This window comes from Actinosynnema sp. CA-299493 (genome assembly GCF_050946825.1).
Classification (GTDB): Bacteria; Actinomycetota; Actinomycetes; order Mycobacteriales; family Pseudonocardiaceae; genus Actinosynnema.
Window position 1 is genome coordinate 8,395,706 of record NZ_CP191993.1, and the last position, 26,933, is coordinate 8,422,638.

A 26,933-nucleotide genomic window follows, 5' to 3' on the forward strand; every position below is an offset into this window, starting at 1 on the left:
CGTTGACCCCGTCCCGAACGCCACCGCCCGCTGGTCCGGCGGCGACGACGACGACCGACCGCTCACCACAGCCACGGGGCAGCCCCGCAAGCCCGACCGGGCCTGCGGGGCGGTGAGCCGGCCGGTCGCTCAGCCCTCGGCGAGCAGGTCGTCCAGCTGCTCGTACCCCTCGACGACCCCGGTCTCCATGCCGCTGGCCATCGCCGCGTCCCGTCCCTCGGTCGTCTCGAACACGCTGATCGCGTGCAGCCGCGTCCGCCCGCCCCCGAGGTCCTCGAACGTCACCGTCTCCAGGCACACGCCGTCGGGGAAGCCCTCGAACGTGAACGTCTGCACGATCCGCTCACCGGGCCGCACCTCGTGGAACGAGCCGTAGAACCGGTACTCCTCGTCACCGCGGGTGTGCGCGTACCGGTAGGCGCCGCCGGTCGTCGCGTCCCACCGGTCCACCCGCATGGTCACCGAACGCGGCCCCAGCCACCTCACCACCAGCTCGGGGTCGACGTGCGCGCGGAACACCGCGTCCACCGGGGCGTCGAACTCCCGGGTGAGGTGGATCGTCGGCAGGGCCGGGTCGGCGCTGATCTCGGTCCCGGGGTGCCTGGTCCCGGGGTGCTCGGTCGTGGTCATGATGCTTCTCCTTCGACTCGGGTCTGCTCGGTGCCCTCGGTCGCCAGTTCGGCGAGCACGGCGTCCAGCCGCTGGTAGCGCTGCTCCGCTTCCAGCCGGTAGCGCTCGATCCACTTCGTCATCAGGTCGAACACCTCCGCCTCGAGGTGGACGGGCCGTCGTTGCGCCTGCTTGCTGCGACTGACGAGCCCGGCGTCCTCGAGCACCTTGAGGTGCTTCGACACGGCCTGCACGGTCACGGAGTACGGCCCGGCCAACTCGTTCACGGTCGCGTCGCCCACCGCCAGCCGCGCCACCATGTCGCGCCGGATCGGGTCGGCCAGGGCCGAGAAGACCCGCGACAACTGGTCGTCCACCGCCATCTCCTTACTCAACCTCTCGGTTGAACAAACCATACGAACCCCGCCCGCGGAAGTCAACCAAAAGGTTGAACATGGAGGCCAGAGCTAGTACGAGCGCCGCGTTTCAGCCCTCTGAACACCTCACACCCCACCGGCCACCACCGTGCGCACAACTACTCCGAGTCGAAGCACCACCGGCCGTGTGACGGGCTTAACCTCAAGTCATGCTCAAGCACCCCCGACACCGACCGATCACCTGACCGATTCTGTGAGGGAACACTCGGTGCGCTGCCCCTCCTGTGTGTGAACTGCACCGGACGGGGGACTAGCCTGACCACGAGTGAGTCATTACCAAGAGCGAGATGGATAGAGGCGAGCGCCAGCCGTGTCCAGCAGCAGTCCTGCTTCTCAGTTCGGCCCCAATGAGTGGCTGGTCGAGGAGATGTACGAGCAGTTCCTCGCCGATCCGTCGTCCGTGGACCCGGCCTGGCACGACTTCTTCGCCGACTACAAGTCGACGCAGCGGTCGGGCAACGGGGCGACGACGGCGGCCGCGGAGAACGGCACCACGACCGCCACCAAGACCGCTCCGGCCCAAGCCGCGCCGTCCGCCGCGACCACCGCCGCGCCGTCGACCGCGACCACCGCCGCGCCATCGACCGCGCGACAGCCGCAGCAGCAGCCGAAGAGCCAGGCAGCCCAGCCCGGGACGACGGCTCAGCCGGCCCAGAAGCCCGCGGCCAAGCCCGCACCCGCCCAGGCCGCCAAGGCCGCGCCGGTGCAGCCGGCCAAGGGCGAGGAGCAGAAGCAGCTGCGCGGCGCCGCCGCCGCCATCGCGAAGAACATGGAGCTCTCGCTCACCGTTCCGACCGCGACGAGCGTGCGCGCCGTGCCCGCCAAGCTGCTGGCCGACAACCGCATCGTGATCAACAACCACCTCAAGCGCACCCGCGGTGGGAAGGTCTCCTTCACCCACCTCATCGGGTACGCGGTGGTGCGGGCGCTCAAGGCGTACCCGAACATGAACCGGCACTTCGGCGAGGTCGAGGGCAAGCCGTTCGTGATCACGCCGGAGCACGTGAACTTCGGCCTGGCGATCGACCTGCCCGGCAAGGACGGTTCGCGCACGCTGGTCGTCGCCTCGATCAAGGGCTGCGAGAACATGACGTTCACGCAGTTCTGGCAGGCCTACGAGGACCTGATCCGCAAGGCGCGGACGGGCTCGCTGACCACCGAGGACTTCTCCGGCACCACCATCTCGCTGACCAACCCCGGCACCATCGGCACCAACCACTCGGTGCCGCGCCTGCAGGCGGGCCAGGGCACGATCATCGGCGTCGGCGCGATGGAGTACCCCGCGCACTTCCAGGGCACCAGCGAGCAGGCCCTGACCGACATGGGCGTCAGCAAGGTCATCACGCTGACCTCCACGTACGACCACCGCGTCATCCAGGGCGCGGAGTCGGGCGAGTTCCTGCGGCGCATCCACCAGCTCCTGCTGGGCGAGGACGGGTTCTACGACGACGTCTTCACGTCGCTGCGGCTGCCGTACGAGCCGATCCGCTGGGTCGCCGACATCCCCGAGGGCGCGGTCGACAAGACGGCCCGGGTGATCGAGCTGATCGACGCGTTCCGCACCCGCGGCCACCTGATGGCCGACACGGACCCGCTGAACTACCGCCAGCGCAGCCACCAGGACCTCGACGTCCTGTCGCACGGCCTGACCCTGTGGGACCTGGACCGGGAGTTCCCGGTCGGCGGGTTCGCGGGCCAGGAGCGGATGCGGCTGCGCGACATCCTGGGCGTGCTGCGCAACTCGTACTGCCGCACGGTCGGCGTCGAGTACATGCACATCCTCGACCCGGAGGAGCGCCTCTGGATCCAGGAGCGCGTCGAGGTCCCGCACGAGAAGCCGCCGGCCACCGTGCAGAAGTACATCCTGTCGAAGCTCAACGCCGCCGAGGCGTTCGAGACCTTCCTCCAGACCAAGTACGTCGGCCAGAAGCGGTTCTCGCTCGAAGGCGGCGAGACGGTCATCCCGCTGCTCGACGCGGTGCTGGACAAGGCCGCCGAGCACGAGATCGACGAGGTCGTCATCGGCATGCCGCACCGCGGCCGGCTGAACGTGCTGGCGAACATCGTCGGCAAGCCGATCTCGCAGATCTTCCGCGAGTTCGAGGGCAACCTCGACCCCGGTCAGGCGCACGGCTCCGGTGACGTCAAGTACCACCTGGGCGCCGAGGGCAAGTACTTCCGGATGTTCGGCGACGGCGAGACGAAGGTGTCGCTGACCGCGAACCCGTCGCACCTCGAAGCCGTCGACCCGGTGCTGGAAGGCATCGTCCGGGCCAAGCAGGACATGCTGGACAAGGGTGGCGAGGGCTTCACCGTGCTGCCGGTCGCGCTGCACGGCGACGCCGCGTTCGCGGGCCAGGGCGTGGTCGCCGAGACGCTGAACCTGGCGCTGGTGCGCGGTTACCGCACCGGCGGCACGGTGCACGTGGTCGTGAACAACCAGGTCGGCTTCACCACCGCGCCCGAGCACTCGCGCTCGTCGAAGTACTCCACCGACGTGGCGAAGATGATCGGCGCGCCGGTGTTCCACGTCAACGGCGACGACCCCGAGGCGTGCTACTGGGTCGCCAAGCTCGCGGTGGACTACCGGCAGGCGTTCAACAAGGACGTCGTGCTCGACATGGTCTGCTACCGCCGCCGCGGCCACAACGAGGGCGACGACCCCTCGATGACGCAGCCGGCGATGTACGACGTGATCGACACCAAGCGCTCGGTGCGCAAGACCTACACCGAGTCGCTGATCGGCCGCGGCGACATCTCCGTCGAAGAGGCCGAGAAGGCGTTGCAGGACTTCTCGTCGCAGCTGGAGCACGTCTTCAACGAGGTCCGGGAGCTGGAGAAGCACCCGATCAAGACCTCGCCGTCGATCGAGCAGGAGCAGCAGGTCCCGACCAAGCTGCCCACCGGCGTCGACCGGTCGATCATCGAGCGGATCGCCGACGCGCACGTGAACCTGCCCGAGGGCTTCACCCCGCACCCGCGGGTCAAGCCGGTGCTGGAGCGGCGCGCCAAGATGGCCCGCGAGGGCGGCATCGACTGGGCGTTCGCCGAGCTGCTGGCGTTCGGGTCGCTGGTGCTGGAGGGCCGCACGGTCCGGCTGGCGGGGCAGGACTCGCGGCGCGGCACGTTCGTGCAGCGGCACGCCACGCTGGTGGACCGCAAGAGGTCGTCGGAGTACACGCCGTTGCAGAACCTGGCCGAGAGCCAGGGCAAGTTCATGGTGTACGACTCGGTGCTGTCGGAGTTCGCGGCGCTCGGCTTCGAGTACGGCTACTCCGTGGCCAACCCCGACGCGCTGGTGCTGTGGGAGGCGCAGTTCGGCGACTTCGTCAACGGCGCGCAGCCGATCATCGACGAGTTCATCTCGTCCGGTGAGGCGAAGTGGGGCCAGGTGTCCGACGTCGTGCTGCTGCTGCCGCACGGTCACGAGGGCCAGGGCCCGGACCACACGTCCGGCCGGATCGAGCGGTTCCTCCAGCTGTGCGCGGAGGGCTCGATGACGATCGCGGTGCCGTCCACGCCGGCGAACTACTTCCACCTGCTGCGGCGGCACGCGCTGGACGGCGTGAACCGCCCGTTGGTGGTGTTCACGCCGAAGTCGATGCTGCGCCTGAAGGCCGCGATCAGCCCGGTCGAGGCGTTCGTGGAGGACAAGTTCCAGTCGGTGATCGACGACCCGACCGGCGTCGACCCGAGCGCGGTGCGCAAGGTCCTGCTGTGCAGCGGCAAGATCTACTACGAACTGCTGGCCGAGCAGGAGAAGCGGGGCGACAAGGACGTCGCCGTGGTGCGCGTCGAGCAGCTGTACCCGGTGCCGGCGCGCAAGCTGACCGCCGCCCTGGACCGCTACCCGAACGCCACCGAGGTGCGGTGGGTCCAGGAGGAGCCGGCGAACCAGGGCGCGTGGCCGTTCTTCGGGCTGGCGCTGCCCGAACTCCTGCCGTCGCGGTTCGTCGTGAAGCGCGTGTCGCGCCGCCCGATGGCCGCGCCGTCGGCGGGTTCGTCCAAGGTGCACGAGCTCGAGCAGCGCGAGCTGATCGCGAAGGCGTTCGAGTAAGGACCTGATGGGTCGTGCCGAGCCGTCGAGACCTCCGGGTGTCGACGGCTCGGCCCGTTAGCGGAGGAAGACCGTGTACTTCACCGATCGCGGCATCGAGGAACTGGAGTCCCGCCGGGGCGAGGAGGAGGTGACGTTCGCCTGGCTGGCCGACAAGCTCCGGGCGTTCGTGGACCTGAACCCGGACTTCGAGACGGCCGTCGAACGCCTGGCCACCTACCTGGCTCGGGACGACGAGGACATCGAGGACTGACCGCCCTCGACCAGGACGCGGCATGTGCGCGTCCAGACGTCGACGAGGTGACGGGGTGGCCGGAGGTCTGGTGGATGATGCAGGCCACGCATTCCTCCGAGAGGCCTGATCATCAGCGACCCGACACCCCGCAGCGCGTTCACCGACGAGTCCTACCTCGAAGCGTGTGCGGACAACGCGGGGTTCTACGTGCTGGCGTCAGCGGTGTTCGAGCCGGCGCAGCACCTGGAAGCACGTGAAGTGCTGTTGGGTCTGCGAGGCGACCGCGGCACGGCGAAGCTGCACTGGAACGAGATGGACAAGCGCCAGAAGCGGGCAGCGGCCCGGCGACTGGCGGACGTCGAAGGCCTGCACCTCGTCGCCGTCGGCGCTCCGCTCCCCGTCAGACGTCAGGAACGGGCACGGGCGGCTTGTCTGCGGCGGCTGGTGCACGAACTGCACAGCTGCGGAGTCGGCGAGCTGCTGATCGAGTCCCGGACGAACGCACTCGACAGGCGCGACGTCGACACGGTGCGCGGTGCCCGTTACGAGCTGCCCAAGGGAACGCGGTTCAGGGTGGAGCACCAGGCAGGTGCCGCGGAACCGTTGTTCTGGGCTGCCGACATCATCGCCGGTGCGGTGCGGAGTCAGCTGATGGGCGACAGCACCTATCAGGACGTGCTCGCGGAGCGTCTGTACGACGTGACCGTCACGACCGATTGCTGATCCGGCCGGTCTGGCAGTCTGCGGACATGCGTAAGGCCAGGGTCCCGGTCTGCCCCAGGTGCACCTGGCCTTGCGACTCGCCTGAGCACCCGCGGTGCCAAGCTCCGACATCGATGCTACTCGGCGGTGAGAGGTTTTACCAGCCGGCGAAATACCGGCTGGTCATCCTGTTTTCGCTGGTCAAGCCCCTACCGGAGAGGTACACCGGAGTCCGGCCATCCGATGGGGGCAACGATCGGGCGACGTCACCAGGCGTAGGCCTCCGGCGCCGGCTTGGGGCCGTTCGGGCCCGGTGCAGGGAAGAGGTCGTCCAGCTTGGCCAGGACCTCCGCGTCGAGCTTGATCTCCGTCGACCGGAGCGACCCGTCGAGCTGCTCCAGCGTTCGCGGCCCGATGATCGGCGCGGTTACGCCCTCCTGGTGCAGGAGCCAGGCCACGCCGACGTGGGCCGGGTCCTCGCCGAGGTCGGCGGCCAGCTTCTCGTAGGCCTCGATCGCGTCCCGGCGCTTCTCCAGCACCTCCAGGCTGCGCCCGGTCGTGCCGCGCGAACCGCCGCCCTCGCGCTGCTTGCGCAGCACGCCGCCGAGCAGCCCGCCGCCCAGCGGCGACCACGGGATCACGCCGACGCCGTAGTGGCGCGCCGCCGGCAGCACCTCCAGCTCCACGAACCGGTTGACCAGGTTGTAGATCGACTGCTCGCTGACCAGCCCCAGGAAGTGCCGCTCGCGCGCCGCCTCCTGCGCCTGCGCGATGTGCCACCCGGCGAAGTTGGACGAGCCGAAGTAGATCACCTTCCCCTGCTGCCGCAGCACGGAGAAGGCCTCCCAGATCTCGTCCCACGGCGTGGCCCGGTCCACGTGGTGCATCTGGAACAGGTCGATGTAGTCGGTCTGCAACCGCCGCAGCGACGCGTCCGCGGCCCGCCGGATGTGCAGGGCGGACAGCCGGCCGTCGTTCGGCCAGTCACCCATGTCGCCGTACAGCTTCGTGGCGAGCACGGTCTTCTCCCGCCGCTCACCGCCCTGCGCGAACCACCGGCCGATGATCTTCTCGGTGACGCCCTCGCCCCGCTGCCACCCGTAGACGTCGGCGGTGTCGAAGAAGTTGATGCCGTGATCGAGTGCCCGGTCCATGATCGTGTGGCTGTCGGCCTCGGACGTCTCCGGGCCGAAGTTCATCGTGCCCAGGCACAGTCGGGACACGGACAGGCCGGAACGGCCGAGCTGGGTGTACTCCATGCGACCAGCCTGCCCCAAGACGTTCCGCACGACCACCCGGCGGCCGGCGGCCACCGCCGAAAAGCCCACTCCCGCCCGAACCGCCCCGCCGCGACGGCTCCCGTGGTTAAGATCCGCCGGAACCTGCTCGGGCAGGTCTTGGGGCTGGGGGGCCGCATGGGGGGAACGGAGTCCGACCGCGTCGTGCCACGGGACGGGGTCGCCCTGCCGCACGCCGTGCTGCTCCTGCTCGCCGCGATCGCCGCCGCCGTCGTCGCCCAGGGCGGCTACTACCTGCCCGGACGGCTCCTCACCGGCGCGCTCGTCGCGTTCGCGCTGGTCCTGACCCTGCGCCACCGCCCGACTCCCGGACTGCTGCCGGTGGCGTGCGCGGGACTCGCCGCGTGGGCCCTCCTGCGCTCGGCCCTGAACGGCACGTTCACCCAGTCCCTGCCCACGGTCGCGGCCGTCGGCTGCCTGGCCGCGGCGGTGTCCGTGGTCCGGAACGCCGACGCCAGGCAACGGGAGCTGAGCGCGTCGGTGCTGGTCGGCGCCGGCGTGCTGGTCGCGCTGACCGGCTGGGCGGCCGTCGTCTGGCGGCTGCCGTCGTGGTCGGTCGTCGCCGACGGCCTGGCCCGCGCCGCCTCCACCCTCACCTACCCCAACGCCGCCGCCGCGCTGCTCGCCGCGCTGACCGTGCTGGCGCTGGCCCTGAACACCGCCCACCCGGACTCGTCGCCGCACGCCGGCGCGGTGTACGCGCTGGTCGTCGGCGTGGGCGCGACGCTGAGCCGCGCCGGCCTGCTCGCGCTCGCGGTGGGACTGGCAGCACTGGCGATCTTCAACGGCGTCCGCGCCACCCTGCGGCACGCCGGTCCGCCCGTCCTCGGCGCGCTGATCGCCCTCGGCGCGCTGGCGCCGTCGTTCCCGGCCGCCGAACCGGCCCGCCCGGGTCTCGCGGTGGCCGGGTTGGTCGCCGGCCTCGCGGTCACCCTCGGCCTGAACCGGGTGAAACCGGTGTTCCGGCTGGTCGGCGTGCTGATCGGGCTCGTCGCGGCCGTGCTCGGGGCGTTCTTCGCCCACGACCTGGGCACGCTGCTCGCGGGCCGGGTCTCGACCAGTTCACCGGACCGCGCGGGCGCGACGGGCGCGGCCTTGGACCTCGTCGCCGCGCGGCCGGTGGTGGGCGTCGGACCCGGCAACGGGTGGTTCACGTTCACCGCGCCCGACGGCGAGTCCCGCGTGATGCGGTACGTGCACAACGAGTACCTCCAGGTCTTGGTCGAACTCGGCGCGATCGGGCTCGGCCTGGTGCTGCTGGTCCTGGTCGCGCTGGCGGTCACGGTGTGGCGTGGCCGCGCCGGGTCACCGTGGGCGGGCGCCGCCGCCGGTCTGGTCGTGCTGCTGGTGCACAGCGGTTTCGACTTCCTGTGGCACCTGCCCGTGATCGTGCTGACCGCCGGGCTGCTCGCCGGCCTGGCCTCCCCCGAACCCGCTGCCGCCACAGCCGTGGAGGCAGCACCCACCACAGAGGAGAACCGATGAAGTTCCCGTCCATCCGAAACCTGCGCCCTGCCAGGACGGCGGCCGTGCTGGCCGTGGTCGCGGGCGCGATCTTCGCGTCCGTGCTGCCGTCCAGCGCCGACGTGAGCGCCCAGTCGCCGTCGCAGTCGGGCATCCGCCTGCAGTCGCCCGCTGAACGGCTGGCGCGCGGTGCGGCCATCAGAGTCGAGCTGACGGTGACCTGCCCGGCGGGCTTGACCAACTACGTCAACGTCCGCGCCACCCAGCGGGTCGGCCCGGGCGTCGCCGCGGGCAGCGGGTACACGCAGTTCACGTGCGAGGGTGGGTTACAGACCCTGAAGGTCGCCCTGCACGCGGAAGAGCACCCGTTCCGGGCGGGCACGGCCTTCGCCACCGCCGCCATCAGCGGCGGCTCGGGGCAGGTCACCGACGAGCGCGAGATCCAGATCATCAACCCGTGACGTGACAGGGGTGCGGGCTCGCTCGAACGAGCGGGCCCGCGCCCCTGGGCACGGCGGGCCGAACCCGTAGGTCGCGATCACGGCCCGTACCCGGTGCCCACCCGCGGCGGAGCGTTCCTCGGCTTCCTCAAGAGCGAGGGGCCAGGTAGGCGCGGGTCGAGGACTCCAGCGCGGTGACGCACGCGGCGACCACGGGGTGCTCGGCAGCGCCGCGGCGGTAGGCGATGCGGGTGCGGCGGTGGACGTCCAGCGGGACCAGGCGCACGTCCGCCGGTGAGTGGGTCGCGCCGAGCTCGGGCACGAGCGCGACGCCTTGACCGGCGGCGACGAGGGCGAGCACGGCGGTGAAGTCGTCCGCGTGGTGACGCACGCGCGCGGTGAAGCCGGCCGCCTGGCAGACCCGCATCGCCACGGTGTGGCAGAGCGTGCCGGGGGTGCCGACGATCCAGGCCGCGTCACGCGTGCCGGCGATCGTCGCGTCCGGCCGACCGGCGGCGGGCACGGCGAGGAAGACCTTCTCGTCCAGCAGCCGCACGGAGTCCACGCCGGGGTCGGGTTCGACCGGCGCGATGTCGTAGTCGTGCCAGAGCGCCACGTCGAGGCGGCCGTCGCGCAACGCGGCGGGCACGTCGACGGGGTCCAGCTCGGTGACCATGAGGTCGAGCGCCGGGTGGTCACGGCCCAGCGCGACCAGCGCGGCCGGCAGCAGGGTCGGCACGGCGCTCGGGAACGCGCCGATCCGCACCGTGCCGGACAGGCCGGTGCGGGCGGCGGCCAGCGTGGCGGAGGCGGCTTCGAGGGCGGCCAGGATCGTCTCGGCGTGCTGGACGAGCGCGGTGGCGGCGGGCGTGAGGCTGACGCTCCGGCCGGTGTGCTCCAGCAGCGGCACGCCCGCTTCCCGTTGCAGGGCGGCGAGTTGCTGCGACACGGCGGAGGGCGTGTAGGCGCGGGCCTGGGCGACGGCCGCGATCGTGCCCAGGCGGGCCAGGTCGCGCAGGAGCCGCAGGCGGCGGACGTCGAGCATCAGTTCAGCTTACGGTTGCCGTGAGGAACGCGAACTGGTCCTTCACGGTTCGGGCGGGCACCGTGGCGGTATGACGCTCACCGGCCTGCACGTCCCGTTGATCACGCCGTTCGACCGGTCGGGGGCCGTGGCCCTCGACGCCCTGGAGGCCCTCGCCCACCAGGCGTTGGACGACGGCGCGCGTGGCCTGGTGGCGTTGGGCACGACGGCGGAGCCCTCGTCGCTCACCCCGGTCGAGCAGCAGGCGGTGCTCGGCGTGGTCACCCGGGTCTGCCGTGAGCGCCACGCGCCGCTGGTGGTCGGCGCGAACACCCCGCAGGCCCTCCAGGCGTTGGCCGACCACCCGGCGGTGGTGGCGGCGCTGACCGTGGTGCCGTCGTTCGTCCGGCCGGGCGAGGAGGGCGCGCTGGCCCACCTGACCCGGCTGGCCGCCGACAGCCCGGTGCCGTTGGTCGTCTACGACATCCCGTACCGCACGGGCCAGTACTTGTCCGCGGCGGCGTTGCGGCGGCTGGCGGACGTGCCGGGGGTCGTCGGGCTCAAGTACGCGGCGGGCGGGATCAACGCCGACACGGTCGACCTGTTCGCCGACCTGCCTGACCTGGCGGACCTGGCGGTCCTCGGCGGGGACGACACGTTCATCTCACCGCTGCTGGCGCTGGGCGCGCACGGCGGCATCCTGGCCTCGGCGCACATCGCGACCAGCGAGTTCGTCCGGTTGATCGACGCCTGGCACGCCGGTGACGTGACGTCGGCCCGAACTCTCGGCGGCCGACTGGCCACCCTGTCCGCCGCGCTGTTCGCCGAGCCGAACCCGACCGTCATCAAGGCCGTGCTGCACGCCCAGGGCCGCATCCCGACCCCGGACGTCCGCCTCCCGCTCCTGGCCGCCCACCCGGACAGCACGTCGGCCGCCCTCAGCGCTGTCGAACGCCTGCTCGCCACACAGCGTGCGTGAGCGGGACGCCCGGCCGGTAGGCCAGGTGCGTGGTGGAGGGCGCGTCGAGCACGTGGACGTCGGCGCGGGCTCCCGGTGACAGGTGGCCGACGTCGGTGCGGCGCAGGGCTTTCGCGCCGTTCAGGGTGGCGGCGGTGACGGCTTCCTCGACGGTCATGCGGAGCTGGAGGACGGCCGTCGTGATGCAGTAGGCCATCGAGGTGGTGTAGGAGCTGCCCGGGTTGCAGTTGCTGGCCAACGCCACTGTCGCGCCCGCGTCGAGGAGCTCGCGGGCGGGTGGCAGCGATTGGCGGGTCGACAGGTCGCACGCCGGGAGCAGGGTGGCGACGGTGGACGAGTTCGCCAACGCGGCGACGTCGGCGGCGGAGAGGTACGTGCAGTGGTCGACGCTCGCCGCGCCCAGCTCCACGGCCAGCCGGACGCCCGGCCCCTCGCCGAGCTGGTTGCCGTGCACCCGCAGCCCGAGACCCTTGGCCCGGGCCGCTTCCAGCACGGCCCGCGACTGGTCGGCGTCGAACGCGCCCCGCTCGCAGAACACGTCCGCCCACCGGACGTGCGGCGCGACGGCCTCCAGCATCTCGCCGACCACCAACGCCACGTACTCGTCCGCGTCGGCACCCGGCGGCACGAGATGTGCACCCAGAAAGGTGACTTCATCCACCTCCTGGGCGGCGATGCGAGCCGATCGCACCTCGTCCACGACGTTCAGCCCGTAGCCGGTCTTGGTCTCGACCGTGGTCGTCCCCTGCGCCAAGGCCTCGGCCACGTGCCGCCGCACGGTGCCCACGAGATCGGCGTCCGACGCCGCCCGGGTCGCCTCCACGGTCACCGCGATACCACCGGCCGCGTACGCCTGACCTGCCATGCGGGCTTCGAACTCGGCCGTCCGGTCGCCCGCGAACACCAGGTGCGTGTGGCTGTCCACCCAACCGGGGAGGACCGCCCGGCCCGCCACGTCGACCCGGACATCGGCAGCCGGCGCGGACGACGCCGGGCCGACCCACTCCACGCGGTCGGTGAAGACGAGCGCGGCATCGGCGAGACGGCCCAGTTCGGGGTCGTTCGTGGTCAGCTCACCGATACCGGTGACGAGCGTGCTGCTCACGGCCGCAGGAACCGCTGCCAAACCGACATCGGGAACGCCAACACGCCTGCCCGGGGGTTCTTCGAGTCCCGCACCGCCACCTCAGGAGCGGAGAAGGCGACCTCGACGCAGTTGTCGTTGTTGGCGTCACCGCTGTAACTGCTCTTCCGCCAGACCAAGCCGGTGGGGTCCACAACGGACACGAAGACCGCCTCTCATTTATGCTCGGCAACAATCCGCTCGACCAGGGCGATCGAATCCTCCGGACCGAGCGCCTGCCCGAGCAGGTGGTCGAACAGCAGTTTAGCCCGACCCACCTCGTCCCGGTCCTCGATGTGAAGGGCCCCGGTCGCATAGGACACGTAGAGCAGCGGCGGATCCTCAGGGTCGGGGAAGGCGAGCAGGGTGAACGCGCCGCGCTGGCCCGCGTGCGCGCCGAGATCGGTCGGCAGGACGCGGAGCACCACCGTGTCCAACTCGGTGACGATCACCAGGTGGTTCAACTGGTCGCGCATGACTTCCACCCCGCCGATCCGCTGGCGCAGCGCGACCTCGTCGACGAGAGCGGTCAGCCGGAGAGGGGCCTCATCGGAGGTCAGGCGGCGCTGGCGGATCATGCGGACCTTGACCTGGGTAGCCAGTTCGGGCTTCGTGCGCTTGAGTGAACTCCCCTCCAGCACGGCCCGGGCGTACTGCTCGGTCTGGAGTAGGCCGGGGATGCGGACCAGGGCCAGATCCGAGACTGCCGATGCTGCGGTCTCGACATCGACATATCCGACGTCACGCAGCCCGAAGGCGGTCCACCACCCCGGCCGCAACGCCTCCCGCACCTGGTCGATGAAGTCGGGGTCGTAGTGGTCGTAGACGTCCATCATCGAGCGGGCGAGGTGGACGTCGAGCCTGGTCTCGCCCGCTTCCAGGCGGTAGAGGCTGTTGCGGTGCTTGTCGAGGGCGACGGCGGCGTCCTCGATCGTCATACCGGCCGCTTCCCGCATCCGACGGATGCGGCGAGCCAGTTTCCGACGGCGAAAAGGTGGGTTTGCTGGCGGCATGCGACCCATGATGGTGAGAGGGACTGACAACTCTGGGATTCCCACCACCCGATCAGGGGATCGACTCCGTCAGCAGCCTGGCGACGTCTCCCAGCTGCTCGTGCACCCCGTCGCGGGCTACGACCTTCCCCCCTACTACTACGACGGACACGTCCGAAGCTGTCGCAGACATGATCATCTGCTCCGGTTCGGTGCCGGCGGTCCGGATGGAGTTCACCCGGATGGCGACGAGATCCGCCGGCGCGCCGACCTCCAGCCGCCCGGCCTCCGGCCACCCGATCGAAGCGTGGTTCGTCAGCGCGCCGACGAGCTCGCCCGGCGTGAAGCGACCACGCTGTCCGGTGCGCAGGCGTTCGTGGTGCTCCAACGCCCGCGCCTCCACCAGCGGGTCGATCACGGCGTGCTGGTCGCTGCCCAGCGACAGCGGGGAACCCGCGTCGGCCAGCTCCCGCGCCGGGCCGATGCCGTCCGCCAGGTCCGCCTCCGTGGTCGGGCAGAAGCACACGCCGGTGCGCGTCGACCCCAGCAGACCGATGTCCTTCGTGGACAGGTGCGTGCCGTGCACGGCCGTCGTGCGCGGTGTGAGGGCGCCGGCCTCGGCCAGCAGCTCGGTCGGCGTGAGGCCGTACGCCGCCAGGCACGCTTCGTTCTCGGCCGGTTGCTCCGACAGGTGCACGTGCAGCGGCCGATCGGGGAACGCGCCCGCTACCAGCGACAACGTTTCACGCGGCACCGCGCGGACCGAGTGGATCGCCGCACCGATCCTGGTGTTCTCGTCCCCGCGCAGCTCGGCGACCCGGTCCAGCCACCGGTCCCCGGTCTGGTCGGAGAACCGCTCCTGCACCCCGCGCACCGGCTGACCGATCCCACCCGCGAGGTAGCAGGCGTCCAACAGGGTGAGGCGGATCCCGGCGTCGCGGGCGGCCTGCCGCAGGGCCTCCGCCATCTCGTTCCCGCCGTGGTGCAGGTAGTGGAACTCCCCCACCGCCGTCACCCCGGCCCCGGCCATCTCCGCGTACACCGCCGTGGCCAGGCGGCGGTACGAGTCGGGCGTCAACGCCTCCGCCACCGCGTACATCCGGTCGCGCCACGTCCAGAACGTGCCGCCACCGCCGTGCGTGCGCCCGCGCAACGCCCGGTGGAACGCGTGCGAGTGCGCGTTCGCGAAACCGGGGAGCACCAGGCCGTAGAGCCGTTCCACGCCGAGCGGAATCGTGTCCACGGCGGACAACGACGTGATGCGGCCCCGGTCCACGCGCACCAGCACCCTCGCCGCGATCCCGGAAGGCAACCACGCCCGCTCGCACCAGAAGCTCTTCATCGCGTCAGGTGCTCCAAGGTCGTCGCCAGCGCCACCACGCCCGCCGCGCAGTCGTCCGCTTCCGCGAACTCCTCCGGCGCGTGGCTGATCCCGGTCGGGTTGCGCACGAACAGCATGGCGGTCGGCACGTGCGCCGCCAGGATCCCGGCGTCGTGACCGGCGCCGGTCGGCAGCGCGGGCGTGTCGTCACCGAGCGCGTCCCGCACGCGGGACATGAGGCCGGGGTCGAAGTGCACCGTCCCGCCCCAGCTCTCCTCGGTCACGCGCACCTCGCAGCCCTCCGAAGCCGCCGCCTCGCGCGCGGCCGAGGTGATCTCCGAGACCACCTCGCGGGTGCGCGGCTCGTCGGCGGCCCGCGCGTCGAGCCACACGTCCACCGACGACGCGATCACGTTGGTGCCGCCGGGGTTCGGCACGATCCGGCCGACCGTCGCCCGCGCGCCGGCGGTAGCGGAACGCCGGGCCGCCAGCACCAGCTCGGCGGCGGGCAGCATCGGGTCGCGCCGGTCCTCGACCACCGTCGCACCGGCGTGGTTGCCCTCACCGCGGAACGTGTACCGCCACCGCCCGTGCGCCAGGATCGAGCTCGCCAGCCCGACCGGCACGGTCAACCCGCGCCCCTGCTCCACGTGCAGCTCCACGAAGGCGCCGACGGACGACAGCGCGCGGTCGTCCCGCCCCATCCGCAACGGGTCGAACCCGGCGGCGTGGGCGGCCTCGCCGAACGTGACGCCGTCGGGGTCCACCAGCCTGGCCGCGGCCTCGGCCGTGATCGCGCCCGTCATCAGCCGCGACCCGAGGCAGGCGACGCCGAAGCGCCCGCCCTCCTCCTCCACGAACACGACGATCGCCAACGGCTTCGACGGCGTGAACCCGCGCGCCCGCAGCAGGTCGAACGCCTGCAACGCCGACACGACGCCCAACGGCCCGTCGAACGCGCCGCCGCCGGGCACCGAGTCGAGGTGGCTGCCGGTGATCACCGCGTCCGGCCCCGGCTCGCCCCACCACGCCCAGAGGTTGCCGTTGCGGTCGGGCCGCACGTCCAGCCCCCGCCGCTCGGCCTCCTCCACGAACCACGCCCGCAGCTCCAGCTCGACCCGGTCGAAGCCGTGCCGCGAGTAGCCACCGCGCCGGGCGTCACGCCCGACGTCGGCGATGTCCGCGAGGTCAGTCATCGGCGCTCATCGGGATGTGGACGTCCTTCGACGCGGCCACGTCGACCGCCCGCTGGTACCCGGCGTCCACGTGCCGGATCACGCCCATGGCGGGGTCGTTGGTCAGCACCCGCTCGATCTTCCGCGCGGCCAGCGGCGTGCCGTCCGCGACCGTCACCTGACCGGCGTGGATGGACCGGCCGATGCCGACGCCGCCGCCGTGGTGCAGCGACACCCAGGTCGCCCCCGACGCGGTGTTGACCAGGGCGTTGAGCAGCGGCCAGTCGGCGATGGCGTCCGAGCCGTCGGCCATCGCCTCGGTCTCCCGGTACGGCGACGCGACCGAGCCGCAGTCCAGGTGGTCGCGGCCGATCACGATCGGCGCGGACAGCTCGCCGGACGCCACCATCTCGTTGAACTTCAGGCCCGCGAGGTGCCGCTCGCCGTACCCGAGCCAGCAGATGCGGGCGGGCAGGCCCTGGAACTCGACCCGCTCACCGGCCATCCTGATCCACCGCGCGAGCCGCTCGTTCTCCGGGAACAGCTCCAGGATCGCCCGGTCGGTCTTCGCGATGTCGGCCGGGTCGCCGGACAGCGCCGCCCAGCGGAACGGGCCCTTGCCCTCGCAGAACAGCGGCCGGATGTAGGCGGGCACGAAGCCGGGGAAGTCGAACGCCCGCTCACAGCCGCCCGCCTTGGCCTCGCCGCGGATCGAGTTGCCGTAGTCGAACACCTCCGCGCCGCGGTCCAGGAAGCCCACCATCGCCTCGACGTGGTCGGCCATCGACTCGCGGGCCCGGTCGGTGAACTCGTCCGGCTTCTTGGCCGCGTAGTCCGGCCAGTCCTCGACCGCGACGCCCTTCGGGCAGTACGCCAGCGGGTCGTGCGCGGAGGTCTGGTCGGTGACGATGTCCACCGGCACGTCGCGGCGCAGCAGCTCGGGCAGCACCTCGGCGGCGTTGCCGATCAGGCCGACCGACAGCGCCCGGCCCTCGGACTTGGCCCGCAGCACGCGGTCGATCGCGTCGTCGATGTCGTCCGCGATCTCGTCCAGGTAGCGGGTCTCCACGCGGCGGCGAGCGCGCTGAGGGTCGATCTCGACGCAGAGCGCCACGCCCTCGTTCATGGTGACCGCAAGCGGTTGCGCGCCGCCCATGCCGCCGAGACCGGCCGTCACCGTGAGCGTGCCGCGCAAGGTGCCGTTGAAGCGCTTGTCGGCCACGGCGGCGAACGTCTCGAAGGTGCCCTGGAGGATGCCCTGGGTGCCGATGTAGATCCACGAACCGGCCGTCATCTGGCCGTACATGGTCAGGCCCTCGGCCTCCAGCCGGCGGAACTCGGGCCAGTTCGCCCAGTCCGGCACGAGGTTGGAGTTCGCGATGAGCACGCGCGGCGCCCACTCGTGCGTGCGCATGACCCCGACCGGGCGACCGGACTGCACGAGCAGCGTCTCGTCGTCCTTGAGGTTCGTCAGCTCGCGCGTGATGGCGTGGAAGCTGGGCCAGTCGCGCGCGGCCTTGCCGGTGCCGCCGTAGACGACCAGGTCCTCGGGGCGTTCGGCCACGTCCGGGTCGAGGTTGTTGTGGAACATCCGCAGCGCGGCCTCGGTCGGCCAGCTGCGCGCGGTCAGTTCGGTCCCTCGGGCGGCACGCACCATCACAGGGCTCCCTCTCGGATCAGGTCTTCGGCGGCGGCGATCTCGGGCGCGAGGTGGCGGTCCGGGCCGGGGCCCTCGACGTGCTCGCGGAGCTTCGCGACGGCCGCCGCGGTGACAGGGGCGGGGTTGAGCGGTTTGCGCAGGTCCAAGGCGCGGGCGGCGGTCAGGAACTCGATCGCGAGGACCCGGCGCAGGCCGTCGACGGACTGGCGGAGCTTGCGCGCGGCGGACCAGCCCATGGAGACGTGGTCCTCCTGCATCGCGCTGCTCGGGATCGAGTCGACGGACGCGGGCACCGCCAGGCGCTTGAGCTCGCTGACGATCGCCGCCTGCGTGTACTGGGCGATCATGTGGCCGGAGTCGACGCCCGGGTCGTGCGCCAGGAACGGCGGCAGGCCGTGCGACCGGCTCACGTCCAGCATCCGGTCGGTGCGGCGTTCGGCGATGCTCGCCACGTCCGCGGTGGGGATGGCGAGGAAGTCCAGCACGTAGGCGATCGGCGCGCCGTGGAAGTTGCCGTTGGACTCGACCCGGCCGTCGGCCAGCACCACCGGGTTGTCGATGGACGACGCCAGCTCGCGGTCGGCGACCGTCCCGGCGTAGGCGACGGTGTCCCGCGCCGCGCCGTGCACCTGCGGCGAGCAGCGCAGCGAGTAGGCGTCCTGGACGCGCGTGCAGTCCGGGCCGCGGTGGCTCTCCATGATCTCGGAGCCGCGCAGGATCTCCGCCATGCGCCGCGCGGACCGGCCCTGGCCGGGGTGCGGGCGCAGGGCCTGGAGGTCGGCGGCGAACACGCGGTCCGTGCCGAGGAGGGCCTCCACGCTCATCGCGGCGGTCAGGTCGGCGACGTCGAGCAGGTAGTCCAGGTCCTTGATCGCCAGCACCAGCATGCCGAGCATGCCGTCGGTGCCGTTGATCAGCGCCAGGCCCTCCTTCTCGGCCAGGCGGACGGGCTCGATGCCCGCCGCGGCGAGGGCGGTGGCGGCCGGGACCAGGGCGCCCCCGGCGTCGCGGACGTCGCCCTCGCCGGTGAGGGCGAGGGCGGCGGCGGACAGCGGCGCGAGGTCGCCCGAGCAGCCGAGCGAGCCGAACTCGTGCACGACCGGGGTGATGCCGGCGTTGAGCATCGCGGCCATCGCCTCGACCGTCGTCGGCCGGACGCCGGTGTGGCCGCTCGCCAGCGTCTTGAGGCGGAGCAGGACGAGGGCGCGCACGACCTCGCGCTCGACCTCGGGGCCCGCGCCCGCCGCGTGCGAGCGGACCAGGGACTGCTGGAGGGCGGCACGGCGGTCCGGCGGGATGTGCCGGACGGCCAGCGCGCCGAAGCCCGTGGACACGCCGTAGGTCGGCTGCTCGGCCGTGGCCAGGCGCTCGATGTGCGCCCGGGCGGTGGTGACCGCCTCGCGGGCCGCCTCCGTGATCTCCACGCGCGCGTCGCCTCGGGCGACGGCGTGGACGTCCTCGCGGGTCAGCGGTTCCGGACCCAGCTGCACGGGTTGCTGCATGTGCCCATCTCAACCCGGCGACCGGATCCGCACGACCCGACATCCGCCGATCGTGTCTGGTATCCGAGACGGTCCGGCCAACCGAAATCGGTGTCCCCGCGTCCTGCCCCACCGGTAGCTTCACGAGACCACCAGGGGGTGACCATGGGTGTCCGGGTGCGTGACCTGACCAGGACCTTCCGCAAGGGCAAGGGCTGGCGGCCCAAGGGCGCGGAGGTGACCGCGCTCGACGGGCTGACGCTGGACGTGCCGACGAACGAGGTGCACGGCCTGCTCGGTCCGAACGGCGCGGGCAAGACCACGCTGTGCAAGATCCTGTCCACGATCCTGCTGCCGACCTCGGGCACCGCCGAGGTGCTCGGCCACGACGTGGTGACCGGTGCGGCCGAGGTCAGGCACCTCATCGGCATCGTGTTCGGCGGCGAGCGCGGGCTCTACGGGAAGCTGACCGCGCGGCAGACCCTGCGCTACTGGGCCGCGCTCTACAAGATGCCGGACGCGCGCGCCAAGGTCCGCGCCGACGAGCTGCTGACCCGCCTCGGCCTCGCCGACAAGGCCGACGACCTCGTGGAGACGTTCTCGCGGGGCATGAAGCAGCGGGTGCACCTGGCCCGCGGCCTGATCGGCGACCCGAAGCTGATCCTGTTCGACGAACCGACCACCGGCATGGACCCGGTGGCCGCGCGCGACTTCCGCGAGCTCATCCGCGAACTGCGCGACGAGGGCCGCTCGATCCTCATCACCACCCACGACATGGACGAGGCCGAAGAGGTCTGCGACCGCGTCACCCTCATCGACAAGGGCCGGGTGCTGGCCACCGAGTCACCGCGCGGCCTGGCCGAGATGTCCGGCCTGCACCGCTGGGTCGAGGCCGAGACCTCGCTGGACGTCACCGGCGTCCCCGGCGTGGTCGACACCGAGGTCCGCAACGGCGTGCTGCGGGTCAAGACCGCCGACGACCGGGCGGCGCGCGCGGTGCTGGACTTCCTGCTGGACCACGGCGTGCGCTCGGTGCACGCCGTGCCGCCCCGGCTGGAGGACGTCTACCTGGACCTGATCGGCCGCCGCGGCATGGAGGTCTGAGCCGTGCGCCTGTTCCTGTCCGGCGTCCGCACGCAGTTCTGGCTGCTCCGCAGGCAGCCCGACGAGCTGCTGACGCTGTGCACGATCCCGTTCACCGTGGTCATGATGCTGTCGATCGTGATGCACGCGGCCCGGCCCGACCTGGTCGCCAACGCCTTCCTCGCGCCCACCCTGATCGGGCTGTGGGGCTTCGCCACGGGACTCGCGACGACGGTGCTCGTCGGCGAGCGCTGGACCGCCGCGCTGGAGCTGGGCATGGCCGCGCCGGGGTCCGCGCACTCCGTCTACCTGGGGCGGATCTCGGCGGTGATGGTGCTGGGCGTCGTCCCGCTCGGTGAGACCTGGTTGCTGGGCGAGCTGCTGTTCGGCGTGACGCCGGCGGTGCACCACCCGTGGGTGTTCTGGGCGGCCATGGCGGCGTCGGTGTTCGCGATGATCGGCACGAGCCTGCTGCTGGCGGCGGCGATGCTGCTGTCCAGGAACAGCAACAACTACCTGAACTTCCTCAGCTTCCCCGTCTACCTGCTGTCCGGCGTGATGGTGCCGGTGCAGTACCTGCCGGAGTTCCTGCGACCGCTGTCCCACGCGATCTTCCTGTCGTGGTCGGCGGACCTGATGCGGGACGCCATGGCCGTCGAGGCCGTCACGGGCGCCGGCTGGCGGCTGCTGGCGATCGTGGGCCTCGGCGCCGCCGCGCTGGTCGGCGGGCGGTTGCTGCTGGCGGCGGCCCTGCGGCGGGCGCGCGAGCTGGGCGCGGTGACGTATGCGTGACCAGCTGGGCGTGCTCAAGCACGGCTTGATCGCCTCGTGGACGATGTTCTCGGCGTTCCAGACGTGGAAGACGTGGACGTTCACCTGGCTGTCGCGGCTGCTGATCCAGGCTTGCTTCTACGCCTTGATCGGCCGGATGCTCGGGTCGCAGCAGCAGGTGGACTACCTGCTCATCGGCAACGTGGTCGCGATCATGGCCATCGACGCGACCGTCGTCATCCTGCTGGCCGTCGGCGAGCGGCAGGCCGGCACGCTGGCGCTGATGGTCGCCGCGCCGGCCACCCACCTCACCGCGTACCTCGGGAGGGGGTTGGTGAACCTCGGGTCGGGCGTCGCGGCGTCGACCACGGCGTTCCTGGCGCTGCCGCCGTTGTTCGGGGTGCGGCTGCCGTGGCCCTCGGCGGCCCTGGTGCCGTTGATGATCTTCGTGGTCGGGTTGTCGTGCTACTGCTACGGCACGTGCGTGGCGTCGTTCGTGCTCGGGTTCCCGTCGGCGCGGTGGCTGGCGCTGAACCTGAGCTACCTGGTGCTGATGACGTTCTGCGGGGTGAACGTGCCGACGTCGTTCTGGCCGGACTGGCTGCGCGCGGTCACGTCCGTGCTGCCGATGACGCACGGGCTGGCCGCGATCCGGGCGTTCGTCGCGGAGGGTCCGGCGTCGACCGTGCTCTGGCAGCTCGGGCTGGAGGTGTGCGTGGGCGCGGCGTGGTTCGCCGTGGCGGCGGTGAGCTTCGACCGGATGGTCCGTCGCGGACGCCGTGACGGGACGATCGAGTTCGGCGGCTGACGCGTGGTGCGGGTGCACCCCTCGGCGCACCCACACCACGTCAGCACCGGCTCGCGGCGCGGTGGAGGCCCTAGCGCGTGCCGATCCAGGCCACGTCCGGGTCGGTGTCCACCGCCAGCGCCGCCGCCACCCGGGTCAGCACCTCGACCGGGGCGTGCTCGGTCTCCAGGCCGGGGGGCGGCGCGGGCTTGCCGTTGACGGCCTTGTACTCGTGCGGCTTCACGCGCACCTGGAAGTCCGGCGTGAGCTGGACGGCGATCAGGCCGAACCCGTCGGCGGAGTAGTGCGCGGGATTGCCGCCCACGGTCGTGGGGGTGGAGCCGGCCGGGACCTCGGCGGTCCGCAGCAGCTCGACGTCGTACCCGACGTCGTCGACGCTGCTCGTGCCGGCGATCACCCAGTCGGCCGCGCTCGAACCCCTCACCTCGACGTACGGGTACTCGTTCAGCGAGAACGGGACGCGCATCGACGTGGGGTCCGCCACGACGGAGTCGGCGATCCGCCGCGTCTGCGCCCGGACGTCCACGCCGGTCACGTTCTCCAGGCCTACGCTGAGCACGCGGCCGGGGGCGACGTTCCAGTACAGGTTGTCGCCGAACCAGGCCGCCGTGGCGCCGCCGACCGTCGTGCGGTCGCCGACCGGCGCGTTCGCGACCTTGGGCGCCATGTCGTCCGTGATGGTGGTGAAGACGGCGAAGCGGACCAGCGGCGAGCCGGGCGCGGTGGAACCGGGCGCGTAGAGGCGCGACGTGCCCCACCCGCCGATGGTGCGCTCCCGCTCGGTGTAGCCGTCGAGCATCACCCCGGGCCGGTACTCCAGGGCCCGGGTGGGCACGTCGGCGACCGGGACGGGTGCGGCCGTGGTGGTGAGCTGCCGGGCGGCCGGCGCCTGGCCGGCGGTCGGCCCGCCCACGGTGGCCACCACCACCGCCGCCGCCGCGGCCGTCGTCGCGGCGGCGGCGAGCACGAGCATCAAAGGCTTGCGCGTCGGCCGCGGCCGGTGCAGGGCGGCGAGCACCGTGCCGGGCGGCGGCGTGCGCTCGGCCCGGTGGTGCAGGGCGTCGGTGATCAGGGTCTCGGTGGTGTCGTTCACAGCGACTGCCTCACGCGTTCGTCGGCGCGCAGCACTGCCAGCGCGCGGGAGATGTGACTGCGGACCGTGACCTGGGCGCAGCCCAGGACGGCGGCGATCTCGGCGTCGTCGCAACCCTCGTAGTAGCGCAGGACGACGGCGACCTTCTGCTTGCGCGGGAGCCGGTCGATGCGCTGGAGCATCGCCTCCCGCTCGTCGTAGTGGTCGGTGGGGTCGGGTTGGGGCGGGTCCACGCCCGTGAGGGGCAGGTGCGCCTTCAGGCGGCGGCGCCAACCGAGGTACTCGTTGGTCACCATCCGCTTGAGGTACGCGGCCGGCGCGTCGACCGAGCCGATGCGCGCCCACTTCTGCTGCGCCCGGATCAGGACCTCCTGGACCACGTCCTGGGCCAGGTGGGGATCCCCCGTCAGCACGGTGGCGTAGCGCAGCAGAGGCGTCACCTGTGCGGCGGCGAACTCCTCGAAGCCGGTGCTCATACCCCTCCAATGCGACCCGGCGCGGTTTTGTTGAGAATGGGTTCCGTGGGAGGCAGCAGCGACGTGCCGGCGTTGCGCCGAGGGCTCGCGGTGCTGCGCCTGCTGGCGGGCAGGCCCGGGCCGCTGTCGGCGGCGGCGGTGGCGCGGGAGCTGGGTCTGCCGAGGTCGACGACCTACCACCTGCTGGCGGAGCTGACCGCGGCCGGGTTCGCGACCCACTTCCCCGAGGAACGACGGTACGGGCTGGGCGTGGCCGCGTTCGAGCTCGGATCGGCCTACCTGCGGCACGACCCGCTGGAGCGGTTGGCGCGGCCCGTGCTGCGGCGGTTGGTGGACGCCGTCGGGCGGACCGCGCACCTGGGCGTGCTGCACGGCGCGGAGGCGCTGTACCTGGTGCGGGAGCAGCCACGCCGGCCGACCACGATCGTGTCGGACGTCGGCGTGCGACTGCCGGCCCACCTGACCGCGTCGGGGCGGGCGGTGCTCGGCCGGTTGCCCGCGGCGCAGGTCAGGGCCCTGTTCCCGGGCCCGTTCGTGGACCGGACCGGGCGGGGGCCGCGCGACCTGCCCGCGTTGCGCCGGTTGCTGGCCGTCGAGCGCAGGCGTGGGTGGGCGGTGGAGGACGGGTACGTGACGGTCGGCTTCGCCTCGGTCGCGGCCCCCGTCTTCGACCACGGCGGGCGGCCGATCGCGGCGATCACGGTGACGTTCCGGCACGTGTGCGAGGTGGAGTGCGGCGAGACGTGGCCGGAGCTGGCGGCGGAGGCCCGGCGTGCGGCGGAGGAACTGACCGGCCGCATCGGCGGCCGGGCCTGAGCGCGGGCCCGCGCGCGACGGGCGCGGTTACGATGATCCGTCCCGCGACACGCCGGGATGCGACCCGGACTCGACTTCAGGGGTCTTCATGGAGATCACGTTCCGCTCGGCGCTCGGGCTCGAGGTGAAGGCCACCGACGACGGCGGCAGCGAGCTGTTCGACGTCTTCCACGAGGGCTACGACCAGGCGTTCACGCTGCCCGACGAGAAGGAGGAGCGGGACGGGTTCGTGCGGTGCCTCGCGCTCAACGGCGGCGCGGAGTTCGAGCGGATCAGCGCGCGGCTCGGCGCGTTCCGGGAACTGGTGGTGGTCGCCGCGCTGGGCGGGGAGGTCGTCGGCGGCGCGAACCTGCTCGTCACCCCGCTGCGGGAGCACCGCGCGGTCACGGTCAACCTGAACTACGCCTACGTGCTGCCCGGCCACCGCGGCAAGGGACTGCTGCGCCGCCTCGTCGCGGCGTGCGCGGAACTGGCGGCGTGGCTGTTCCCCGGCGTGGGTCCGGTGGTGACGGTGCTGGAGCTGAACGACCCGCTGCTGCTGACCGCGCGGCAGTACGCCCAGGACTCGGCGGTGTCCGGCGTCGACCAGTTCGACCGCGTGGTCATCTGGGCGCGCATCGGCGTGCGCGTCGTGGACTTCCCCTACGTGCAGCCGCCGCTGTCGGACGCGCAGCAGGCGGACGCCACCCTCATGCTGGGCGTGCTCGCCGAGCCAGGCTTCGAGCTGTCCGGCGGGCTGCTCGCCGACCACCTGGAGCGCTTCTTCGCGATCTCGGTGCTGAAGAACGGCGACCTGGACTCCAACCGCCCGGCCGCCGACCAGGTCCGCGAGTGCCGTGCCCGGGCCACGATCGCGCTCCTCGACCCGCTGCCGGTGCTGGACTCGCTGCGCCGCGAGGTGGGCGCCACCGGACCCGGCTTCCGCGAACGCCTCGGCCACGCGGCCCGCCACCCGGCGTGACCCGACTGCAACGCCGCCTCCGCCCGTGACGTGAAACGGGCGCGCCGCCCCTCGCGATCTCCAGCGGTACAGCCGAAAACGGGCCGGCGGCCGTCAGGGGGAGCAGTTGACCGAGTTACCGGAGCAGGTGCCCGGGTCACCCGCGGCACCGCGGCTCGACGTGGGCAAGACCGCCTTCTACGCGGACTTCGCCGAGGACCGCCGGAGGGAGGGCCGCCTGCACCTCACGGTCTCCCTGCTGATCCAGCACGAGGACCTGCGCCGCGCGTTGTCGCTCCAGGCGCCGGGGCTGACGTGGGACAAGGAGCTGGTCGGCACGCTGCGGACGCACGAGGAGAGCCGCGCCCTCTCGCGTGCCGTCGAACCGCTGTTCAACGACATCGCCGACCGCAAGCGCGGGCTGTTCGTCGAGGACTTCCTGATCGACACCGACAGCATCGGCGCCGACCAGGGCCACGGCCCGAACGTCTGCGACATCATCGACATCGAGATGCCGGAGCGGATCTCGTGGTCCACCGAGGGGCGCGACCTGCGCCTGGAGACCGACCGGCCGGTGCGGTTCGACTCGGTGCTCTGCCGGGCGTTCTGGGTGGCCCACTCGAACCTGTCGCTGTCCTACCACCTGTCGTTCGAGGTCCCCTACCGGCACACCGCGCCGCACTACTTCGCCCTCAGCCTGCTGCAGAAGGTCTTCTTCCCCAGCGAGGGCGCGGAGGTGAAGTACGACGAGGGCACTTTCGCCCCCACCGCCGGCTCGCACGTCACGCGCGGGTACCGCGACGCGCCGCTGCCCGAGTACGTCGAGCACCGCTTCGGGATCGACGTCGTGGGCCTGTTCGCGACGGTCCTGGAAACGGCGCACGCGGATTCCCGGCAGCCGCTGGGCGGCGCGGCGTTGACGCGGATCCTGCTGGAGCCGCAGGCCGACGACCGGGCGGCCACCTCCCTGCGGCGCTGGAACCGCAAGTGCATGTCGGTCCTCGAAGACCCGTACCTGTTCGGCCTGCTGGGCGAGGACGTCAGGTCGTCGCTGCCCGACATGGACGTCGTCGAGCCCCTGGCCGACGAGGACAACGTGCTGGTCTACAGCGCCGACGCCCTCGACAAGTGCCACCCCGAGGACCTGGCCCACTACTTCATGTCCGGGTTCTTCCAGAACGTCATCGACTTCCTGCGCCAGGACATCTCGGAGGTCAAGGACGGGACCGACCCGATCTACCCCAAGCCGGGCGACGACGGCTACTTCGTCGTGTTCGCCACGCCCGCGTCGCTCTACGAGGTCGTCGCCCGGTCGCGCAGCCTGAAGACCGGCCGCGGCTGGATCGGCACCTGCCCCTACCTCTTCCTCGTGCACCTCATGACGCTGCACAACGAGGACCTGGTCAAGCGCTACGAGCGCGAGGTGCGCGGGCTCATCGAGCACTTGGAGGGCGAGCGACTGCTCGGCGGCCACGGCACGCTCGCGCGGCGGACCCGGTCGGCCGGCAGCGCCACGTTCCAGCGGTTCCGGGAGTTCCGCCTGAGGGTCTTCGAGGAGGTGGAGCGCCACCGCTACTTCAACGTCCTGCGCTACGACACCGAGCGGGCCTTCTACGAGGAGACCGAGCGGGTGCGGGGCATCCAGCAGCGGGTGGACTACTGGGGCAAGGTCGTCTCGGACCTCCAGACCACGGTCGACGACCTCCGCGACGAGCAGCAGCGCCAGTCCGACGACCGGCGCGACAACGCCTTGGGCGCGCTGGCGTTCATCGGCCTGCTCCAGGTGGTATACCAACTCCTGGAGTTCGCCTTCGACCACAACCCCGGGCGCCTGGCGTGGGCGATCGGCGCCGGGGCTCTCGTCGTCCTCGTCGCCCTCGCGGTCGTGTCGTCCCGACGCAGGCGGTAAGGCCTCCCGCCGTGCCCCGGAACGCGACGACGGCCCGGTC

At 71.9% G+C, this 26,933-nt stretch carries 25 protein-coding genes; 12 read left to right on the top strand and 13 right to left on the bottom strand.

Annotated features, from left to right (window positions below):
- Nucleotides 1–129 precede the first annotated feature (129 nt).
- A complete protein-coding gene (locus ACQPYE_RS35915; RefSeq protein WP_498717567.1) occupies nucleotides 130–630 on the bottom strand; it encodes an SRPBCC family protein in 501 nt (166 codons plus the stop codon).
- A complete protein-coding gene (locus tag ACQPYE_RS35920; RefSeq protein WP_498723049.1) occupies nucleotides 627–929 on the bottom strand; it encodes an ArsR/SmtB family transcription factor in 303 nt (100 codons plus the stop codon). The genes ACQPYE_RS35915 and ACQPYE_RS35920 overlap by 4 nt, the downstream gene beginning before the upstream one ends.
- Before the next feature lie 427 nt (nucleotides 930–1,356).
- Between ACQPYE_RS35920 and ACQPYE_RS35925 the strand changes: the two genes are divergently transcribed.
- The 3 genes from ACQPYE_RS35925 (at nucleotide 1,357) to ACQPYE_RS35935 (ending at nucleotide 6,061) form a co-directional block, all read left to right on the top strand.
- Nucleotides 1,357–5,103 (top strand): multifunctional oxoglutarate decarboxylase/oxoglutarate dehydrogenase thiamine pyrophosphate-binding subunit/dihydrolipoyllysine-residue succinyltransferase subunit, encoded by a 3,747-nt coding sequence (locus tag ACQPYE_RS35925; RefSeq protein ID WP_498717568.1) that lies wholly within the window; start codon nucleotides 1,357–1,359, stop codon nucleotides 5,101–5,103.
- A 73-nt stretch (nucleotides 5,104–5,176) separates the two neighbouring features.
- A complete protein-coding gene (locus ACQPYE_RS35930) occupies nucleotides 5,177–5,356 on the top strand; it encodes a DUF6104 family protein (protein ID WP_498717569.1) in 180 nt (59 codons plus the stop codon).
- Between the two features lie 189 nt (nucleotides 5,357–5,545).
- Complete coding sequence (locus ACQPYE_RS35935; protein ID WP_498717570.1) at nucleotides 5,546–6,061, top strand: hypothetical protein; 516 nt, start codon at nucleotides 5,546–5,548, stop codon at nucleotides 6,059–6,061.
- Between the two features lie 245 nt (nucleotides 6,062–6,306).
- Here ACQPYE_RS35935 and ACQPYE_RS35940 read toward each other — a convergent pair whose 3' ends face one another.
- A complete protein-coding gene (locus ACQPYE_RS35940; RefSeq protein WP_498717571.1) occupies nucleotides 6,307–7,299 on the bottom strand; it encodes an aldo/keto reductase in 993 nt (330 codons plus the stop codon).
- 156 nt (nucleotides 7,300–7,455) lie between these two features.
- Between ACQPYE_RS35940 and ACQPYE_RS35945 the strand changes: the two genes are divergently transcribed.
- Together ACQPYE_RS35945 and ACQPYE_RS35950 are read left to right on the top strand one after the other, a co-directional pair.
- Nucleotides 7,456–8,823: an O-antigen ligase family protein gene (locus tag ACQPYE_RS35945; protein ID WP_498717572.1), complete on the top strand. Its 1,368-nt coding sequence runs from the start codon at nucleotides 7,456–7,458 to the stop codon at nucleotides 8,821–8,823.
- Nucleotides 8,820–9,263, top strand: coding sequence for a hypothetical protein (locus tag ACQPYE_RS35950; protein WP_498717573.1), 444 nt, complete (start codon nucleotides 8,820–8,822; stop codon nucleotides 9,261–9,263). Before ACQPYE_RS35945 ends, ACQPYE_RS35950 begins: the two co-directional genes overlap by 4 nt.
- Before the next feature lie 127 nt (nucleotides 9,264–9,390).
- Here ACQPYE_RS35950 and ACQPYE_RS35955 read toward each other — a convergent pair whose 3' ends face one another.
- Nucleotides 9,391–10,287, bottom strand: a complete 897-nt coding sequence (locus ACQPYE_RS35955) for a LysR family transcriptional regulator (protein WP_498717574.1) — start codon at nucleotides 10,285–10,287, stop codon at nucleotides 9,391–9,393.
- A 70-nt stretch (nucleotides 10,288–10,357) separates the two neighbouring features.
- Here ACQPYE_RS35955 and ACQPYE_RS35960 point away from each other — a divergent pair, with 70 nt between their 5' ends.
- Nucleotides 10,358–11,245 (top strand): dihydrodipicolinate synthase family protein, encoded by an 888-nt coding sequence (locus ACQPYE_RS35960; RefSeq protein WP_498717575.1) that lies wholly within the window; start codon nucleotides 10,358–10,360, stop codon nucleotides 11,243–11,245.
- On the opposite strand, the gene hutI is transcribed toward ACQPYE_RS35960, so the two are convergent.
- Genes hutI through hutH form a run of 7 tightly spaced genes read right to left on the bottom strand, consistent with a single transcriptional unit; the run spans nucleotide 11,205 to nucleotide 19,018 of the window.
- Nucleotides 11,205–12,350, bottom strand: coding sequence for an imidazolonepropionase (gene hutI / locus ACQPYE_RS35965; protein WP_498717576.1), 1,146 nt, complete (start codon nucleotides 12,348–12,350; stop codon nucleotides 11,205–11,207). The genes ACQPYE_RS35960 and hutI overlap by 41 nt on opposite strands.
- Nucleotides 12,347–12,532 (bottom strand): DUF397 domain-containing protein, encoded by a 186-nt coding sequence (locus ACQPYE_RS35970; RefSeq protein WP_498717577.1) that lies wholly within the window; start codon nucleotides 12,530–12,532, stop codon nucleotides 12,347–12,349. Before ACQPYE_RS35970 ends, hutI begins: the two co-directional genes overlap by 4 nt.
- A gap of 12 nt (nucleotides 12,533–12,544) precedes the next feature.
- Nucleotides 12,545–13,390 (bottom strand): helix-turn-helix domain-containing protein, encoded by an 846-nt coding sequence (locus ACQPYE_RS35975; protein ID WP_498717578.1) that lies wholly within the window; start codon nucleotides 13,388–13,390, stop codon nucleotides 12,545–12,547.
- 43 nt (nucleotides 13,391–13,433) lie between these two features.
- Nucleotides 13,434–14,702 carry a formimidoylglutamate deiminase gene (locus tag ACQPYE_RS35980; protein WP_498717579.1) on the bottom strand — a complete coding sequence of 423 codons (1,269 nt, stop codon included), beginning with the start codon at nucleotides 14,700–14,702 and terminating at the stop codon, nucleotides 13,434–13,436.
- Complete coding sequence (locus ACQPYE_RS35985) at nucleotides 14,699–15,877, bottom strand: allantoate amidohydrolase (RefSeq protein WP_498717580.1); 1,179 nt, start codon at nucleotides 15,875–15,877, stop codon at nucleotides 14,699–14,701. Before ACQPYE_RS35985 ends, ACQPYE_RS35980 begins: the two co-directional genes overlap by 4 nt.
- Nucleotides 15,870–17,513 carry a urocanate hydratase gene (gene hutU, locus ACQPYE_RS35990; RefSeq protein WP_498717581.1) on the bottom strand — a complete coding sequence of 548 codons (1,644 nt, stop codon included), beginning with the start codon at nucleotides 17,511–17,513 and terminating at the stop codon, nucleotides 15,870–15,872. The genes ACQPYE_RS35985 and hutU overlap by 8 nt, the downstream gene beginning before the upstream one ends.
- On the bottom strand, nucleotides 17,513–19,018 hold the full coding sequence (hutH, locus tag ACQPYE_RS35995; RefSeq protein ID WP_498717582.1) for a histidine ammonia-lyase: 1,506 nt from the start codon (nucleotides 19,016–19,018) through the stop codon (nucleotides 17,513–17,515). Before hutH ends, hutU begins: the two co-directional genes overlap by 1 nt.
- A 144-nt stretch (nucleotides 19,019–19,162) precedes the next feature.
- On the opposite strand from hutH, the gene ACQPYE_RS36000 reads away from it, so the two are divergent.
- Genes ACQPYE_RS36000 through ACQPYE_RS36010 form a run of 3 tightly spaced genes read left to right on the top strand, consistent with a single transcriptional unit; the run spans nucleotide 19,163 to nucleotide 21,659 of the window.
- A complete protein-coding gene (locus ACQPYE_RS36000; protein WP_498717583.1) occupies nucleotides 19,163–20,101 on the top strand; it encodes an ABC transporter ATP-binding protein in 939 nt (312 codons plus the stop codon).
- Between the two features lie 3 nt (nucleotides 20,102–20,104).
- Nucleotides 20,105–20,872, top strand: a complete 768-nt coding sequence (locus ACQPYE_RS36005; protein ID WP_498717584.1) for an ABC transporter permease — start codon at nucleotides 20,105–20,107, stop codon at nucleotides 20,870–20,872.
- Nucleotides 20,865–21,659 (top strand): ABC transporter permease, encoded by a 795-nt coding sequence (locus ACQPYE_RS36010; RefSeq protein ID WP_498717585.1) that lies wholly within the window; start codon nucleotides 20,865–20,867, stop codon nucleotides 21,657–21,659. The genes ACQPYE_RS36005 and ACQPYE_RS36010 overlap by 8 nt, the downstream gene beginning before the upstream one ends.
- Nucleotides 21,660–21,729: 70 nt before the next feature.
- On the opposite strand, the gene ACQPYE_RS36015 is transcribed toward ACQPYE_RS36010, so the two are convergent.
- Together ACQPYE_RS36015 and ACQPYE_RS36020 are read right to left on the bottom strand one after the other, a co-directional pair.
- The gene (locus tag ACQPYE_RS36015; protein WP_498717586.1) at nucleotides 21,730–22,752 is read right to left on the bottom strand and encodes a hypothetical protein; all 1,023 of its coding nucleotides are present in this window, start codon (nucleotides 22,750–22,752) and stop codon (nucleotides 21,730–21,732) included.
- Nucleotides 22,749–23,228 carry a SigE family RNA polymerase sigma factor gene (locus ACQPYE_RS36020; RefSeq protein ID WP_498717587.1) on the bottom strand — a complete coding sequence of 160 codons (480 nt, stop codon included), beginning with the start codon at nucleotides 23,226–23,228 and terminating at the stop codon, nucleotides 22,749–22,751. The genes ACQPYE_RS36015 and ACQPYE_RS36020 overlap by 4 nt, the downstream gene beginning before the upstream one ends.
- Nucleotides 23,229–23,273: 45 nt before the next feature.
- On the opposite strand from ACQPYE_RS36020, the gene ACQPYE_RS36025 reads away from it, so the two are divergent.
- The 3 genes from ACQPYE_RS36025 to ACQPYE_RS36035 all read left to right on the top strand — a co-directional run bounded on the left by ACQPYE_RS36025 (nucleotide 23,274) and on the right by ACQPYE_RS36035 (nucleotide 26,893).
- Nucleotides 23,274–24,044, top strand: a complete 771-nt coding sequence (locus ACQPYE_RS36025; RefSeq protein WP_498717588.1) for an IclR family transcriptional regulator — start codon at nucleotides 23,274–23,276, stop codon at nucleotides 24,042–24,044.
- 88 nt (nucleotides 24,045–24,132) lie between these two features.
- The gene (locus tag ACQPYE_RS36030) at nucleotides 24,133–25,005 is read left to right on the top strand and encodes a GNAT family N-acetyltransferase (protein WP_498717589.1); all 873 of its coding nucleotides are present in this window, start codon (nucleotides 24,133–24,135) and stop codon (nucleotides 25,003–25,005) included.
- A 106-nt stretch (nucleotides 25,006–25,111) separates the two neighbouring features.
- The gene (locus tag ACQPYE_RS36035; RefSeq protein WP_498717590.1) at nucleotides 25,112–26,893 is read left to right on the top strand and encodes a hypothetical protein; all 1,782 of its coding nucleotides are present in this window, start codon (nucleotides 25,112–25,114) and stop codon (nucleotides 26,891–26,893) included.
- Nucleotides 26,894–26,933: the final 40 nt, after the last annotated feature.

Coding starts and splice junctions, on each gene's coding strand:
- ACQPYE_RS35940 (WP_498717571.1), bottom strand. CDS start 7,299: ATGGAGTACACCCAGCTCGGCCGTTCCGGCCTGTCCGTGTCCCGACTG.
- hutH (WP_498717582.1), bottom strand. CDS start 19,018: ATGCAGCAACCCGTGCAGCTGGGTCCGGAACCGCTGACCCGCGAGGAC.
- ACQPYE_RS36010 (WP_498717585.1), top strand. CDS start 20,865: ATGCGTGACCAGCTGGGCGTGCTCAAGCACGGCTTGATCGCCTCGTGG.
- ACQPYE_RS35955 (WP_498717574.1), bottom strand. CDS start 10,287: ATGCTCGACGTCCGCCGCCTGCGGCTCCTGCGCGACCTGGCCCGCCTG.
- ACQPYE_RS35980 (WP_498717579.1), bottom strand. CDS start 14,702: ATGAAGAGCTTCTGGTGCGAGCGGGCGTGGTTGCCTTCCGGGATCGCG.
- ACQPYE_RS36020 (WP_498717587.1), bottom strand. CDS start 23,228: ATGAGCACCGGCTTCGAGGAGTTCGCCGCCGCACAGGTGACGCCTCTG.
- ACQPYE_RS35950 (WP_498717573.1), top strand. CDS start 8,820: ATGAAGTTCCCGTCCATCCGAAACCTGCGCCCTGCCAGGACGGCGGCC.
- ACQPYE_RS35985 (WP_498717580.1), bottom strand. CDS start 15,877: ATGACTGACCTCGCGGACATCGCCGACGTCGGGCGTGACGCCCGGCGC.
- hutU (WP_498717581.1), bottom strand. CDS start 17,513: ATGGTGCGTGCCGCCCGAGGGACCGAACTGACCGCGCGCAGCTGGCCG.
- ACQPYE_RS36030 (WP_498717589.1), top strand. CDS start 24,133: ATGGAGATCACGTTCCGCTCGGCGCTCGGGCTCGAGGTGAAGGCCACC.
- ACQPYE_RS35975 (WP_498717578.1), bottom strand. CDS start 13,390: ATGGGTCGCATGCCGCCAGCAAACCCACCTTTTCGCCGTCGGAAACTG.
- ACQPYE_RS35960 (WP_498717575.1), top strand. CDS start 10,358: ATGACGCTCACCGGCCTGCACGTCCCGTTGATCACGCCGTTCGACCGG.
- ACQPYE_RS35945 (WP_498717572.1), top strand. CDS start 7,456: ATGGGGGGAACGGAGTCCGACCGCGTCGTGCCACGGGACGGGGTCGCC.
- ACQPYE_RS36000 (WP_498717583.1), top strand. CDS start 19,163: ATGGGTGTCCGGGTGCGTGACCTGACCAGGACCTTCCGCAAGGGCAAG.
- ACQPYE_RS35915 (WP_498717567.1), bottom strand. CDS start 630: ATGACCACGACCGAGCACCCCGGGACCAGGCACCCCGGGACCGAGATC.
- ACQPYE_RS35920 (WP_498723049.1), bottom strand. CDS start 929: ATGGTGGCGCGGCTGGCGGTGGGCGACGCGACCGTGAACGAGTTGGCC.